11 protein-coding genes are annotated in these 14,881 nt (G+C 54.8%); 10 read left to right on the forward strand and 1 reads right to left on the reverse strand.

Features of this window, described 5'->3' with window-relative positions; genetic code table 11:
* Positions 1-3 precede the first annotated feature (3 nt).
* The 10 genes from HDG32_RS30115 to HDG32_RS30160 all read left to right on the forward strand — a co-directional run bounded on the left by HDG32_RS30115 (position 4) and on the right by HDG32_RS30160 (position 13,806).
* Positions 4-1,335, forward strand: a complete 1,332-nt coding sequence (locus HDG32_RS30115) for an aminotransferase class I/II-fold pyridoxal phosphate-dependent enzyme (RefSeq protein WP_184072899.1) — start codon at positions 4-6, stop codon at positions 1,333-1,335.
* A 306-nt stretch (positions 1,336-1,641) separates the two neighbouring features.
* A complete protein-coding gene (locus HDG32_RS30120) occupies positions 1,642-2,811 on the forward strand; it encodes a polysaccharide biosynthesis/export family protein (protein ID WP_184072901.1) in 1,170 nt (389 codons plus the stop codon).
* A 6-nt stretch (positions 2,812-2,817) separates the two neighbouring features.
* On the forward strand, positions 2,818-3,636 hold the full coding sequence (locus HDG32_RS30125; RefSeq protein ID WP_184072903.1) for an ABC transporter permease: 819 nt from the start codon (positions 2,818-2,820) through the stop codon (positions 3,634-3,636).
* Positions 3,633-4,295, forward strand: coding sequence for an ABC transporter ATP-binding protein (locus HDG32_RS30130; protein WP_184072905.1), 663 nt, complete (start codon positions 3,633-3,635; stop codon positions 4,293-4,295). The genes HDG32_RS30125 and HDG32_RS30130 overlap by 4 nt, the downstream gene beginning before the upstream one ends.
* Positions 4,292-5,464, forward strand: a complete 1,173-nt coding sequence (locus HDG32_RS30135; RefSeq protein ID WP_260336649.1) for a chain-length determining protein — start codon at positions 4,292-4,294, stop codon at positions 5,462-5,464. The genes HDG32_RS30130 and HDG32_RS30135 overlap by 4 nt, the downstream gene beginning before the upstream one ends.
* Before the next feature lie 161 nt (positions 5,465-5,625).
* Positions 5,626-6,897, forward strand: coding sequence for a UDP-N-acetyl-D-mannosamine dehydrogenase (gene wecC, locus HDG32_RS30140; protein ID WP_184073023.1), 1,272 nt, complete (start codon positions 5,626-5,628; stop codon positions 6,895-6,897).
* The gene (locus HDG32_RS30145; RefSeq protein WP_184072907.1) at positions 6,890-9,226 is read left to right on the forward strand and encodes an FkbM family methyltransferase; all 2,337 of its coding nucleotides are present in this window, start codon (positions 6,890-6,892) and stop codon (positions 9,224-9,226) included. The genes wecC and HDG32_RS30145 overlap by 8 nt, the downstream gene beginning before the upstream one ends.
* Before the next feature lie 100 nt (positions 9,227-9,326).
* Positions 9,327-11,384 carry a glycosyltransferase family 2 protein gene (locus HDG32_RS30150; protein ID WP_184072909.1) on the forward strand — a complete coding sequence of 686 codons (2,058 nt, stop codon included), beginning with the start codon at positions 9,327-9,329 and terminating at the stop codon, positions 11,382-11,384.
* The gene (glf, locus tag HDG32_RS30155) at positions 11,377-12,474 is read left to right on the forward strand and encodes a UDP-galactopyranose mutase (protein ID WP_184072911.1); all 1,098 of its coding nucleotides are present in this window, start codon (positions 11,377-11,379) and stop codon (positions 12,472-12,474) included. Before HDG32_RS30150 ends, glf begins: the two co-directional genes overlap by 8 nt.
* 249 nt (positions 12,475-12,723) lie before the next feature.
* Positions 12,724-13,806 (forward strand): alginate lyase family protein, encoded by a 1,083-nt coding sequence (locus HDG32_RS30160; RefSeq protein WP_184072913.1) that lies wholly within the window; start codon positions 12,724-12,726, stop codon positions 13,804-13,806.
* 113 nt (positions 13,807-13,919) lie between these two features.
* On the opposite strand, the gene HDG32_RS30165 is transcribed toward HDG32_RS30160, so the two are convergent.
* A complete protein-coding gene (locus HDG32_RS30165; RefSeq protein ID WP_184072915.1) occupies positions 13,920-14,597 on the reverse strand; it encodes an acyltransferase in 678 nt (225 codons plus the stop codon).
* Positions 14,598-14,881: the final 284 nt, after the last annotated feature.

Raw genomic sequence — 14,881 nt, forward strand, 5'->3', positions numbered from 1 at the left:
TACATGGGACTCGGGGAAACACTACGCCAGCAATTGGCGGCCAAAGCGCTGAAGCGGCAACTGGAGCGCGCGACCGATGCGGTTGCGGCGCCCGGCATGCCTGATGGCCAGGCGGCGCAGGCAGCGCAGACACTGTCTGCGCGCAGCCGCTTCGAAGCGATGCCGCAATTCCAGCAGGTCAAGCTGATGCGCGAGATGGGTGAGACGCTGCGCGTCGAGTCGCCGTTTTTTCGCGTGCACGACGGCATTGCGGGTGCGACTACGCAGATAGGTGGGCGCGAGTATGTGAACTTCGCGAACTACAGCTATCTCGGGTTCGCGGGCGACCCCATCGTGGCGTCGCGTGCGAAGGCCGCCATCGACCGGTATGGCACGTCGGCGTCAGCGAGCCGCATTGTCGCGGGCGAACGGCCCGTGCATCGCGAACTCGAGCGCGCAATTGCAGCGTTTTATGAAACCGACGATTGCGTCGCGTTCGTGAGCGGGCATGCGACGAACGTGACCGTGATCGGCGCGCTGTTCGGGCCCGGCGATCTGATCGTGCACGATGCGCTCGCGCACAACAGTATCGTGCAGGGCGCGCAACTGAGCGGTGCGAAGCGTCTGAGCTTCGTGCACAACGATTGGCGGGCGCTCGACGAGCAGCTCACGCGCGTGCGCCGCGAGTATCGTCATGTGCTGATCGCGATCGAAGGGCTGTACAGCATGGACGGCGACTTTCCCGATCTGCAGCGCTTTTGTGAGGTGAAGGAGCGGCACGGTGCGTTTCTGCTGGTCGATGAAGCGCATTCGCTCGGGGTGCTTGGCGCGACGGGACGGGGCATTCGCGAGCAGTGCGGCGTGGCCCCCGATCGCGTCGATCTGTGGATGGGCACGATGAGTAAGACGTTGGCGGGTTGCGGCGGTTTTATCGCCGGTTGCCAGCCGCTCGCCGACATGCTGCGTCATCTGGCGCCGGGATTTTTATATAGCGTGGGCCTTGCTCCGGCGCTCGCCGAGGCGTCGCTTGCCGCGCTCGAAGGTTTGATCGAGCAACCCGAACGGGTCGCGCAACTGCAGGAGCGGGGGCATCAGTTTCTTGCCGAAGCGCGTGCGGCTGGTCTCAATGTCGGCACGAGCGAGGGCTACGCGGTCGTGCCGGTGATCACGGGCAGCTCGTTGAAGGCCGCGCAGTGGGCGAACGCTTTGTTCGAGGAAGGCATTAACGTGCAGCCGATTTTTTATCCGGCTGTTGAGGAGAAGGCGGCGCGGTTGCGCTTTTTTATCTGTTCGACGCATGAGGCGGAGCAGATCAGTCGGACGGTGAGGGCGGTGGCGCGGTTGGCGGGGCGGTAACAGTTGTCGTTACTTCGCTGATGCTTTTTTCGTCGGCACGGCGCAGCTCGCGGAATGGAAACAATAGTTGCAAGAGCGTTCAGCGGAAGTGCTCGGCACGACCGCTGTATTGTCGCCGGACGGTGAGACCGTGGATTAATTCCATAAATTACCAACCGCTCTGCCGACACTTCGGAATGGTTTTTAAAAGGCGCGCTCAACCGGGCGGGCTTGCGTAACGCGAGGCGCTGGCTGATAGGGTCATGCGTGGTGAGCCTTGCGGCAAGTCCGGCGGAAAGACAACGCCAGATCCAGAATTCACGGTTCATGAAGAAAAATCTTTTGGTACTTTGCCTTCCCGCTGTGCTAACGCTTTCGGGGTGCGGGACATTTCCAGGATGGCTGCCGGCGTCGGGACCGAGCCGTCAGCAGATACAGGAGCAGAGCGCAGCGGGCAACGTCGAAGGCATCCAGATCATCGACGTCGACGACGCGATCGCGCGCAAGCTCGCGGCTGGAAAGCAACTCGGCCTGTTCTCCGATGTCTTTGTGAGCAAGACGGCCAATAACTATGTGATTGGCCTGGGCGACGTGATCGAAGTCACAATCTGGGAAGCGCCGCCTGCGATGTTGTTTGGCTCGATGTCGCCGGTTTCGCTGCCGTCGGCTGGAGCCGGCACTTCGAATAGCATCACGCTGCCGACGCAAATGGTGGCGGCCGACGGCACCATCTCTATTCCGTTCGCGGGCCGCATCGGCGTGGCCGGCCGCACGACCGAACAAATCGAGTCGAGCATCGTCAGCCATCTCAAAGGCAAGGCGAATCAGCCGCAAGTGCTCGTGGGCGTGACCAAGAACAATGCGTCGAATGTCACGATCGTCGGCGAAGTCAATACGAGCACGATGATGCCGATCACGCCGAAGGGCGAGCGTCTGCTGGATGCGATCGCGTTTGCAGGCGGTCTGAAGCAGCCCGTCAGCCATATGGCAGTGCAGCTTTCGCGCGGTGACACGACAGCGACGATGGCGCTCGATGCCGTGATTCGGGATCCGAAGCAGAACGTGATACTCAAGCCGGGCGACGTGGTGACGGCGTTGTTCCAGCCGCAGACCTTCTCGGTGCTAGGCGCAACGGGCAAGAACGACGAAGTCCCGTTCGAGGCACAGGGCATTTCTCTCGCGCAGGCGCTCGCGCGTTCAGGCGGGCTGAACGACAGTCGCGCGGACGCACGCGCGATTTTTGTATTCCGCTTCGAAGACGCGAAGCTGGTGGACAAGACCGATCCTTCGGTGAAGGCAAGCAATGGCAAGGTGCCGGTCGTGTACGAAATCAACCTTCGCGATCCAGCGGCGTTCTTCGTCACGCAGAATTTCCCGATTCAGAATCACGACGTCGTTTATGTTTCGAACTCGCCTGGTGCCGAATTCCGCAAATTCCTGACGTATGTCGTCATGGTTGCCGATCCGACGGTGACGTTTACTCATGATTTGCAGTAACGGGTTATGACGGAAAAAATTCGTACGCCGTTTGAGGTCACATTCGCTGTCTGGCGCGCCCTGTTTTTGAGGGAGGCGCTAGATCGCCTTTTTGAGGCGCGCGCGGCGTGGTTCTGGCTGCTACTCGAACCGATTATCTACATATCGCTTCACGCATTCGGATTCGAGACGCTTCGTATTCGACAGGTGGGTGGTATTGGAATCAACATGTGGATCATCGCCGGCTTCATCGGGTTTCTGCTCTGGCGTCGCACGTGGACTCAGGTGCTGCATGGAGTTGACTCGAACAAGGCCTTCTTCGCTTATCGGCAAGTGAAGCCTTTCGATGTCGCCATCGTCCGGGCAGTTCTCGAACTGTTCCTGATGGTGCCGGTTGCTATTGTCCTGATGTGCATTGTGATTGCCACAGGCCATGCGATCACGCCAGACCTTCTCAATCCGGTCTGGCTACCCCAAGATCCGCTGATGGTGATGGCGAGCGTCATTGGGCTTTGGTTGCTTGGTCTGGGCTTCGGTTTGGCCACGTCAGTGGCCATGCGCTTCGTGCGAGAACTTGACCACATCTTCAAGATCATCTATTTGCCGCTCTATTACATATCGGGCGCACTGCTTCCATTGTCGATCCTCGTGCCGGAACCCTATCAGTACATCTTTGCCGCAAATCCCATCGTGAATGGTCTCGAATTGATGAGGCAGGGCTTTATGCCGTCGTACCGAACCATGGAGGGGATTAGGTTGGGCTATTTGTACGCATGGGCGCTGGGGCTCAATTTGCTTGGCTTGGCTCTATACAGGCGTTTTTCGAAAAAGCTGGTGATGCGGTGATTCTCATCGAAAATGTTCATAAGCGTTACGTGTCTGAGCATGGGGCAGGAAAGTGGGTGCTGCGCGGCATCACTATGACCATTCCTACAACGAGGAGTGTCGCTCTGATTGGACGCAATGGCGCAGGAAAATCGACACTCTTACGAATCATCGGCGGTATCGATTTTCCGAATAAGGGTCGCGTTCAACGCCTATGCAAGGTTTCGTGGCCCATGGGTGCGGGGGGGCTGGAAGGAACACTGAGTGGACGCCAGAACGCAAAATTTGTTTGTCGCGTGCACGGACATCAGGACGAACTTTCGGACAGACTAGAGTTCATTCAGAGCTTTGCAGAGTTGGGTGACGCGTTCGATCAGCCCGTCGCGACATATTCGTCCGGGATGCGGTCGCGTCTGCAGTTTGCGTTGTCGCTCGCGTTTGACTTCGACGTATTTATTTCCGACGAAGTCACGGCTGCCGGCGACGCCCGATTCAGGAAAAAGACTGCTGAAGCCTTCAAAAACAGAACGAGTCGCGCAAGCGTGATCATGGTTTCTCACGACGAAGCGACGCTCAAACAATTTTGTCAGTCGGCGATCTGGATCGACGAGGGCCAGGCATATTGGTTCGACGATCTGGAGCAAGGATTGAACGCCTACAAAACGAAACTTCTCCCATGAAAGAAACAGTAGCAATCGAAAATTGGCGTTCGTCCGGTAGATGGACTGCAGCCTACGATAAAGTAAAAAGCACATTTTTCTCTTTCCGGCTCTTTAAGCTGATCATTCGCTTGATGATCATCTTCGCAATCGTGTCGGTGCCATATTGGGTACTCGTGGCTTCTGATCGCTATGTTTCACAAGCGACCGTGATTATCCAGCGAACGGACCAGGTCAATGGGCCAAGCGTCGCAATTTCTGCACTCAGCGCCGCCGGGGGGACTGCCAATAGCGCCGATCAGCTCCTTTTGCGTGAGTATTTGCTGTCCCAGGACATGCTTGACCAACTGGACGCTGCTCTCGATCTGCGGTCGCACTACAGCAATTGGCACCGCGACCCAATCTCACGTATGTGGTTTAAGAATGGGCCGGAAGAATGGTTTTTCCAATACTGGCTAAACCGCGTCGACGTTGAATACGACGACTACAGCGGTGTATTGCGCATTCAAGCTCAGGCCTACGACGCGAAAACCGCAAAGGCGATCGTTGCGCTGATGGTCAAGTTGGGCGAGCAGCATATGAACGAGCTTGGACATCAACTCGCACAGTCGCAGGTTGATTTTCTGCAGAAGCAGGTCACTTTCGCACACGATCGTTTCCTCGACGCGTCTCGTGACGTTTTGAACTTCCAGAACGAGAAGGGGCTGGCGGCGCCTGCGTCCACGGCGGGCAATATGGATACCATTATCGACAGATTGGAAGGACAGAAGACTGACCTTCAGACGCAGATTGCCTCGCTGCCTGCAAACCTCAGCCCGAATCAGCCGACCGTCGTGATGCTTAAGAAGAATCTTGCCGCTCTGGAGCAGCAGATTGCGCTGAAGCGTGCCGAACTGGCGTCGCCTAAGAGCCGGACACTGAATTACACGGTTGAAGAATTCCAGCGTTTGCAAATGCAGGTCAATTTCACGCAAGACCTCTATAAAACTGCACTTTCTTCACTGGAGCAAGGGCGGATGGACGCGGCGCGCAAACTTAAAATGGTTTCGATTCTCCAGTCTCCGACCACGCCATCCTATCCGATGGAGCCGCAACGCTTCTATAACGTGCTTATCACACTGCTTATCACGCTGGCATTGATCGGCGTAATCAAGCTGCTCGAAAGCATCATCCTCGATCACGTGGATTGAGATCGGCAAAGCGTGAGAACCCTGATTGTCGTCGGAAAACGACCGGGACGACCCAAAAGGGCGCCTCGGGTCAATTTGTTGAACAACAATCAGGACATCGACAAGAAAATCGGCGTAACGGCGCAGCATCGCAGCGCATTTGCGAAAATTCTGGTGAACGTATCTTGAACACAATATCAATAATAGGTCTAGGCTATATCGGTTTGCCGACTGCAACGCTGTTCGCGTCGCGAAAAATGCGAGTGGTCGGTGTCGACGTTTCGGAATATGTCGTCGATACCATCAATCGGGGAAATATTCATATCGTCGAACCCGAATTGGATATTCTGGTTCAGGCGGCGGTTGGCGCGGGTTATTTGCGCGCGACCATGCAAGCAGAGCCCGCCGATGCGTTCGTGATTGCGGTGCCGACGCCGTTGACGTCCGAGCAGAAGCCCGACGTGAGTTGCATCGAGGCCGCAGCGAAATCGCTCGCGCCAGTGCTTGCAAAAGGCAATCTCGTCATTCTGGAATCTACGTCGCCAGTGGGAACCACGGAAAAGCTCGCGCAATGGCTGGCCGGGATGCGTCCCGACCTGACGTTTCCACAGCAAGCCGGTAACGATTCTGACATTCGCATTGCTTACTGTCCGGAGCGGGTGCTGCCTGGGCGCATCGTGCACGAACTCGTTGCCAACGACCGTGTGATTGGCGGCATGACGCACAAATGCTCGGAGGCGGCAGTCGCGCTTTACAAGTCGTTCGTGCAGGGCGAATGCGTGGTGACGCAGGTGCGCGCGGCTGAAATGTGCAAGCTGGCCGAGAACAGTTTCCGCGATGTGAATATTGCCTTCGCCAACGAACTGTCGATGATTTGCGACGACCAGGGCATCGATGTATGGGAACTGATCCGTCTTGCAAACCGGCATCCGCGCGTGAATATTCTGCAACCGGGTTGTGGCGTGGGCGGTCATTGCATTGCCGTCGACCCTTGGTTCATTGTGAACAGCGCGCCGGAAACCGCCAAGCTGATCGCGACCGCGCGCTCCGTCAATGATACGAAACCTAAATGGGTGCTTCAGAAAGTCGATGAAGCAATCGCGGAACTGAAAACGGACGGGATGACGGCGACAGACATCAGCATCGCGTGCTTCGGTCTCACGTTCAAGCCGGACATCGACGATTTGCGGGAAAGCCCGGCCCTTCATATCGCAGAGGCGTTGGCAGATCGTCACGCAGGCAAGGTTTTTGTCGTCGAACCGAACCTGGAGAGTCTGCCGCAGAGCCTGACCGATCGTCGCGTTGCGCAAATGGATTTGAACGCCGCGATGGAGCGCGCGAGCGTTCTTGTGCTGCTGGTCGATCACTCGCAGTTCAAGAACATTTCTCCGCAATTGCCCCGTTTTCAAAAACTCGTCGATACCCGCGGCGTCTGGAAGAAGAAACATGGCTAACAATACTGGTATCAAAGAAGCGTTCGAATCCCGCGTCTCGGAACTTCAGCAGGAGAACGAGTTGTTGCTCGTTCAACTTCATCATGCGCAAGAGGAGCTGGAGCGCAATTATTCCAGGGCCCAACCTGCCGCGTCCAAACTGACGACCAGTTCGAATCCCGGTGTGGCGAATGCGTCCACAATCGCGAACGGATGGGTCGCCGATGAGCTGCCGGAAATGTACGCGGAAAACCGACGCCTGCGGGCGCTCGTCGACGCGCAGAAGAAGATTCACGAGCGCGAATCGAATCACGCATTGAATGCTCGGCTAGGCAACATTCTGATCGAGGGCGTGGATGCACCCGGTTCGCTTCTTTCGGTGCCCGGCAAGCTCGTCAAGATATGGCGTCAATCGACTCGTCGGACTCCGCCAGCAGCGCTGGGCGGCAAAGATTTCAGTAAGATCATCGCGGCGTGGCAAAGCGGCGGTTTCAACGCTGTCGAAAAGGCGATGGGCGCACAGTCCATCGCTCCTGCGATGCAGGCCCAAGGCTACACGGCACTCGCCCGACACGTGGGAAAAGGCGATCGCGCAAATGCGGCGGAAGCGGCCCGCCGTGCCTATGACCTCGATCCGAAGGCGTTTCGTCTGAAGTGGTTGGCGTTCCGGCTGCATGAGGCCGGCGACGTCGTCGAAGCGGAGGCCATGCTCGAATTGCTGCCTGTCGACACCCAGTTCAGCGAGTCTGAAGCTCGTCAGGCCAAACAACTGCGCAATGAGGCAAAGCGTGCGCGCGACAGTGAAGCGAAGCAGAAAACCGCGTTTGCGGAGCGCCGTGCGGCTGCCGACAAGCAGTTGAGCGATCTCGCACGCGAACGTGATCAACAGTCTAGGCTCGCAACTGATCGGGCGCGCAAAGTTGTAGAGCTGAAGCAGTCGAAGGCGAAGTTGGAGCAGGAAAAAGTTATGCTGTCGGCGCGCTACGAATCGCAGGCGCGTCTGCTGGACCAACGCAATCGCGAACTCGAAGCGTTCAAGCAGGCAAACTCACAATTGCAGAAAGAGAACGTGGTTCTAGTCGCAGAGCGCGATCAAAGCGAAACGGAATTGCGCGACGCGCTTGACGCGTCGACTCGGAAGAGCGGCGATAACGAGTCGCTGCTGGCAAGTCTTCATCTGGTTCAGGAAGAACTGGAGCAGAGTCTTGCCGAGCGCGAGAGTCTGCAGCGCGTCAATGAGCAGCTTGAAGCGCAGGCACGCGAAGCGCAAGAACGCGCACGGGAACTGGAATCTCTTCGGGCCGCAAAGGCGACCGTCGAACAGGAACTGCGAGCGTTGGAAGTCAAGCATGAAGTCGAGCGTCGCATCGCCGAAGAACGCCTTCGAGAACTCGACGCGCTGAGACAGACAAAGGCGCTGTTGGAGCAGGAAAAACAATCGCTGACCGAAGGACGCGAGACGCAAGCACGTTTAGCAGAAGAGCGTGAGCGCGAGTTGACGTCATTGAAGCAGGCCACGGTCAAGCTGGAACAGGAAAAAGCCGCTCTAGAGAAGTTGAAGCAGACGATTGTTCTCAAAGCAAATAAGGGCGATGCCGATATCGACGACTTGCTCGCCGATCTGGAGTTGTTCTTTAACGGCAAGGCGATTATCTACGTCGACGTCGGCGCCTATGTGGGCGACGTGTTCCTGAAGATCAAGCGTTCGAGTAAGAAATTCCGAATTCACGAAGCACATTTGTTCGAGCCTAATCCGAACAGCTACGCGCAACTCATGAGCAAGATCGCTGGCTCCGATAGTCCGGTCGTGCACGCGTACAACCTCGCAATTGCTGAATCGAGCGATGCGCATCGCTTCATCCCAGCAAAGAGCATGACCAAAGCTTTATCGGCTGACCTCGTGTCAGAAATTGGTCCAGGTGACGTGTTTACCGCACGCTGCGTGAGCCTTGATAGTCAGGCTCCGATTTTTACCGATGGCAAGATCAATCTGCTCAAGGTCGACGTCGAAGGCAAGGAAATGGACGTGCTCGCGAGTGCACGCAAATTGTTCGAGAGTCAAAGCGTCGACATTATTTATATCGAGGTCGGTTTCAATCGTTCAGGAACGCAGCAGACCTATTTCGCGGAAGTTGATCAATTCCTGCAGGCATTTGGTTATCGAGTATTGCGCATTTATGAGCAGAAGGAAGAATGGATGCGCGATTCCCCATTGTTGCGTCGCGCGAACATTGCATATATGAGTGAACGGTTCGCAAATGCTCATCCGCTCAAATTGATGCAAGAGCTGCAGGAACTGAAGAACCGGCTCAATGAGCTAACGGGTAGCATGTTAAGATCGGAAAAATAGTCCACGTTGAATTTTTCGCAATATCGTATCCAACGGTCGATCTTTCACGACGAAACTTTAATTCGGTTGATGCAGCAGCGTCTGTCCTAACGGGGTAGTGATGAGTATCAAGCAGGGAAACGACCTGGTTCGCGCTGGCGATCTCGCCGCTGCAATCAGGGAATACAAAAAAATCGTGACTAACGATCCGCTGTATAAATTCGCCGAATTTAATATTGCGTGGGCTGAGAAAAAGCTTCGCTTTGATCCGCCCGCAATTCCGGCAGTGCGAGACCTGCATCGCGAAATGGGCCACGTCGGCCCCAAAATTTCGATTGTCATGCCGGTCTTTAATGTGGGGCCGTATCTTGATGCGTGTATTCTGTCGGTCCGTTATCAGACTTATAGCAACTTCGAGCTGATTATTGTCGATGACGCTTCCACCGATAATGGTATGGAAATCATCAGGATGCACGCGGAACTGGATAGCCGCATCCGCGTGATTCATCTCGATCACAACACATTGGGCGGTGCGGGCATTCCGAGCAATATCGGTATCAGTGCTGCGACAGGGACGTATATCGGCTTTGTCGACAGTGACGACTGGATTACAGAGACGGCGTTCGAGAACATGGTCGCTGCTGCCGAGCGGCATAAGGCAGACGTCGTCATTGGTGGTTTTCGGACCTTCGTCGAACATAGTCGGCACTATTCGGAAGCGTACGATCTGCAGATGTTCGAAAAGATTTCGACCGATAAAGCTTTTACGGCAAAGTCTTTTCCGGAGGTATTCCGCACCTCCCCTGTGCCGTGGCGAAAGCTTTATCGTCGGGCATTTCTGGAAAACAATCAGATTGCGTATCCGGAAGGCGATTATTTCTACGAAGACAATCCGCTTCACTGGTTTGTGCTCGCGTCGCATGGCACGCTCGTCAAGGTCGACGACATTATCAGCTACCATCGGATGGCGCGCGAAGGTCAAACGATGGGCGCAGCCGATTTCAAGCTCGCGGCCATGTGCAGTCATATCAACACGATTGGTTGCTTTCTGGCCGATCACGTCGAATTGCCGGCAGATCAGCTGATCGTCGACGAGTTCTATGATTTCTGTTATCGCAGCATCTGGATTTCGCAGCGTCAGGAGCGCGAAGAGGTCAAGGCAATTATCGGCAAACGCATTGCCCAGATCGTATCGAAAAATCAGAAACGGCTCCCGGCAAAGAACCTTCGTTCGAACTTCAATAGCCGTATCGAGGAGTTTTACAAAGGTTACGCGCAACATGATCTGACCATCGTGATTCCCACGTACAACTGCGAGACGTTCGTTGAAGAAACGATCAACTGCGTACTAAATGTACCGGGCATCTCGACCAATGTCCTCGTGATCGACGACGGCTCGCAGGACCGCACCGCAGAGATTTGCCGCGAACTAGAGGAGCAGCACGACAATCTGCATTTCTTCCAGCAGAAGAATCGCGGAGCGGGGCGCGCACGCAACGCTGTGATCCCTTTGTGCACAGGGCTGTATACGTTCTTCCTTGACGCGGACGACGTTGTCGATGGCGAGGAGCTGGGTAAGACCGTCATCGAAGCTAAACGGCACGGCAATGACCTGTATTTCATGAAATACAGAATCGAATACTACGAGAAGAACCAGGTTCGCGAAATGTTTAATGCGGACAAAGTGTTGTGGGAGAACTTCCGTCACGCAAAGGACAACAATGAACTGCGCCGCATCGCATCCTCGCTGATCAACTATCCGTGGAATCGGATTATCAAGACGGAGTTGCTTCACGACGCGAATATCTTTTTTGGCGCGACGGTGGTTCATAACGACATTGCCTTCCATTGGGAAAGCCTGCTGGCAGCCAACAACATTGGTTACGGCGAAGGTGAGGTCTGCGCGCACCGCAAGTTCGAGCAACGGTCGCAAATCACCAATGTTTCGGACCATCGGCGTTTGGCTGCGTTCGATGCGTTGGAATTTACTCATCATCGCATCGTCAATCACGTGAACGGCACTTATCTGATCGACGTTTGGAACGAGTTCGCCAGCAACCTCGTGAAATGGGTGAAGGAACGAGTTCCCGAGGATTTACAGTCTCAATACGAGGCCAGGAAAGCAAAACTATTAGATCTGCTGGCAAGCCGGCAAGAAGAGGAAACCCACAATGTATGACTATCTGATCGTTGGCGCCGGTATGTTCGGCTCTACCTTTGCACGTCTGGCCGCCGATGACGGCAAGACCTGTCTGATTATCGACAAGCGCGAGCACATTGCGGGCAATTGTCACACGGAAGAGAAGGAAGGAATTCAGGTCCACGTCTATGGGCCGCATATTTTTCACTGTAACGACGAACAGATCTGGTCGTTCGTGAATCGCTTTTCACGCTTCAATAACTTCCGGAATCAGCCGATTTCCGTATCTGATGGGAAGGTCTATTCGCTTCCTTTCAATATGTACACCTTTAACCACATGTGGGGTGTGAAGACGCCGCAAGAAGCGAAAGAGAAGATCGCGTCGCAAAAACTCGATCTTCAAGGCCGCGAGCCACGCAATCTCGAGGAGCAGGCGTTGTCGCAAGTCGGCACGGATATCTACGAAAAGCTGATTCGGGGCTATACGGCAAAACAGTGGAAGCGCGACCCGAAAGATTTGCCGGCGTCGATCATCAAGCGATTGCCTGTGCGCCTGACGTGGGATAACAACTACTTCAATGACAAGTACCAGGGCGTGCCTGAAGACGGCTACACGGCCATGTTTGAGAAAATGCTCGAAGGGATCGAGGTGAAGCTTGGCGTCGACTATCTTGCTGATCGCGAAGCATGGAATGCGAAAGCGAAGACCGTCGTCTTCACTGGCAAGATCGATGACTATTTCGATTGTCAGTTCGGCGAACTCGAATATCGGACCCTTGATTTCGAGACCTGGGTAGAAGATACCGACAACTATCAGGGTAATGCAGTCGTCAATTACGGCGATTCCGAGGTGCCTTGGACGCGCATAATCGAGCACAAGCATTTCGCGCCGGGTAACAAGAGCGAGAAGACGGTAGTGACGAAGGAAATTCCCGCGACTTGGGCAAACGGAAAGGTTCCGTATTACCCGGTCGGCGACGAGGTCAACTCAGACCGTTATGAGAAGTATTGCGAGCTCGCGGAAAAAGAAGACAAGGTTGTGTTTGGCGGACGGCTTTCTGAATACAAGTACTACGACATGCACCAGGTGATCGGGTCGGCGTTTGCGAAGTACAAGTCGATGGTGTGAGCGGAGACCGGTGCAGCGAATTCATCTTTTCCACTGCATATCAGTTTTGCTGCGCCCGAAGTCAAAAATTGACTGCAGGTGATCATGGTCAGCATTCGAGGAAACTTGATCGATCTGACGTCGTCAATTTTTGTAATTAACGAAACCCGAAGTCGCTCTCGATTGCGAATGTATTTCTCGCTTGATCATCGGCGCCGCTCCCTGCTTGACGAGCCGATTCCCGATGAATTCCTCGAATAAGGACGCTTGATGCTTGTACGAAACTTGATGTTGGCGCTATGCGCTTATGCGTTGTCATCCAACTCAGCCTGGGCAGGGCCGGTCAGTCTGAACGGCGCTGAAGCTGAAACGCTGAAGCAATTAATTGCGCAGGATCGGGAGGCCGAGACTCTGTACAAGGGCGTAGTCAAGGTTGCAAATGACGCGCTCAACGACGTTCCGCATCCTGTCTCAGTCATTGTTGGCGAAGGTCGTCTTGACTCGGACTCGGCGAAGATGGAGACGGAAGTCGCGCTCAAGGACATGCCCAAGATCTCGGCTTTAGCATGGGCGTGGCTGGTTGATCAAGACGGGAAGTATGCTCAAAAGGGGGGTGATTTCATTCTCGCGTGGGCTCGTGAAAATCGGCCCGATGGTGATCCTATTAACGAAACGACCCTTGAGCCGCTAATCGTAGGTTACGACATTTTACGGAGTCAGTTTTCTCCACGCGATCGCGTCACGGTAGACAACTGGATGAGGAACACGGCGGTAACCACTTGGAACGACTCCAGACATCGCACAGGGAATTGGCAAAGCCATCGCCTTAAAACGGTTGGACTCGTTGCCACTGTGCTTCAAGATAATGATCTCTGGAGTGCCGTCGAAGACGGGTTTAGGCAGCAGATGAATACCAGTTTCCTGGCCGATGGGAAGAGTATCGATTTCGATCTGCGAGACGCAATGCATTACCATCTGTTTAGCGTTCAGCCGTTGCTGACGCTGGCGTGTGTCGCGCATCAACGCAATCACGATTGGTACAGCTATCAGGCAAAGTCGGGCGCGTCACTCAAGCTCGCCGTAGACTTCATCAAGCCCTTTGCGTTAGGGCAGGAAACCCACACAGAATTTAAACATTCGAAAGCCAAGTTCGACCAGGCGCGCGCGGCCGCAGGGCAGCATGAATATGCGCCGCACATTTGGAGCACTTGCAACGCTGGACCGGTGTTTGCAGAGGCGAGTTGTGTTGATCCGGAAGCGGAGAACTTTGCTGCTAAAGTCTGGTGCGGCTCACCTCATAAAAAGTTCGTCAATTGGGAAAGCGTAGTGAACTACGTGAGAGCAGTCAAATAGTCGCGGTGGACGAAGACTCGACGATCTTCAGGCGTCCGCTAACGACAGTCACACATCAATCTGACAGATCGAGCTGGCCGGATAACAAATTATCGTGTCGCCGGCTCGGGCTTTTATCTGTTGTCGTGATGCAGATTGCGACTCCTCGCCAACTCGTACTCTGGGATTCTTGCGCGGTCCCAGTTGACGCCCGTTTTGACCACGCGTGCTGGCGTACCGGCGATTGCGACGAATTTCTCCTCGAACTTTCGCGAAAGCAACGTGTTCGAACCCACGATTACGTTGCTGGATATCTGAGCGCCCTTAAGAAAAGTCGCTCCGGCGCCGATCCAGACGTGATCACCTACGACAATAGGGGTAGATTTATTCAATACTTCGCCCGTTGCAACGTTGAAGATCGTGTGTCCGTCCGCGCCACGGAAAAGAATGTTGGAACTCATCATGCAATCTTTTCCAATGGAAACGAAAAGATTTGCGTCGTTCACCAACGCAAAGCGTGACCCTTCGATGGAACAACCCTCATCGATGAACAGTTGCTTGAATTTACACGGGCAGGCGGTTTCGATCCTGGTATTTTTGATACCTTTGGAGTGAGTTCTTTTAATGGTGATCAGTGCAGCGCCGCCCGCCGAAATCCGGGTGTTGCGGAAAATAGACCCTTCTTCGATCTCGACGACGCCTCCGAGACGTCCCAGAAATTCGACCTCGAGTCCGTCTATACGGGGGTTTTCGATGATGCTGCCGTCGTTACAACGAAGACGATAGACGCATTTCCCCACTTCTACATCCATTACTAGCTCCAAGCGTATGCTTATTTCCGGGTGATCAGACATGCAATTTCAATCAGAAGCCGACGACGCGTTTCGAGAGCGATGCGAGCCACGACTTGCCGAAGCCGATGGGAGGGCATCCCGGCGGATTCTTCGCGAGGCAATTATACGATCACTGCTCCCAAAGGTAGTGTGTTGGTTCAGCCGACTTTCGGAAACTGTTGCGCGCGCGTCTTCGTCAATCGGCGAAATCTCGATTGCTGCGTGTTGTTTATCGACAACTTTTTGATGAAGTTAGATCGGCC

The organism is Paraburkholderia sp. CI2, assembly GCF_014201055.1.
In the GTDB taxonomy this organism is placed as follows: Bacteria; Pseudomonadota; Gammaproteobacteria; order Burkholderiales; family Burkholderiaceae; genus Paraburkholderia; species Paraburkholderia tuberum.

Bases quoted from the DNA above. Each gene is read 5' to 3' on its own strand.
- HDG32_RS30115 (WP_184072899.1), top strand. From the start codon at position 4: ATGGGACTCGGGGAAACACTACGCCAGCAATTGGCGGCCAAAGCGCTG.
- HDG32_RS30120 (WP_184072901.1), top strand. From the start codon at position 1,642: ATGAAGAAAAATCTTTTGGTACTTTGCCTTCCCGCTGTGCTAACGCTT.
- HDG32_RS30125 (WP_184072903.1), top strand. From the start codon at position 2,818: ATGACGGAAAAAATTCGTACGCCGTTTGAGGTCACATTCGCTGTCTGG.
- HDG32_RS30135 (WP_260336649.1), top strand. From the start codon at position 4,292: ATGAAAGAAACAGTAGCAATCGAAAATTGGCGTTCGTCCGGTAGATGG.
- HDG32_RS30145 (WP_184072907.1), top strand. From the start codon at position 6,890: ATGGCTAACAATACTGGTATCAAAGAAGCGTTCGAATCCCGCGTCTCG.
- HDG32_RS30150 (WP_184072909.1), top strand. From the start codon at position 9,327: ATGAGTATCAAGCAGGGAAACGACCTGGTTCGCGCTGGCGATCTCGCC.
- glf (WP_184072911.1), top strand. From the start codon at position 11,377: ATGTATGACTATCTGATCGTTGGCGCCGGTATGTTCGGCTCTACCTTT.
- HDG32_RS30160 (WP_184072913.1), top strand. From the start codon at position 12,724: ATGCTTGTACGAAACTTGATGTTGGCGCTATGCGCTTATGCGTTGTCA.
- HDG32_RS30165 (WP_184072915.1), bottom strand. From the start codon at position 14,597: ATGGATGTAGAAGTGGGGAAATGCGTCTATCGTCTTCGTTGTAACGAC.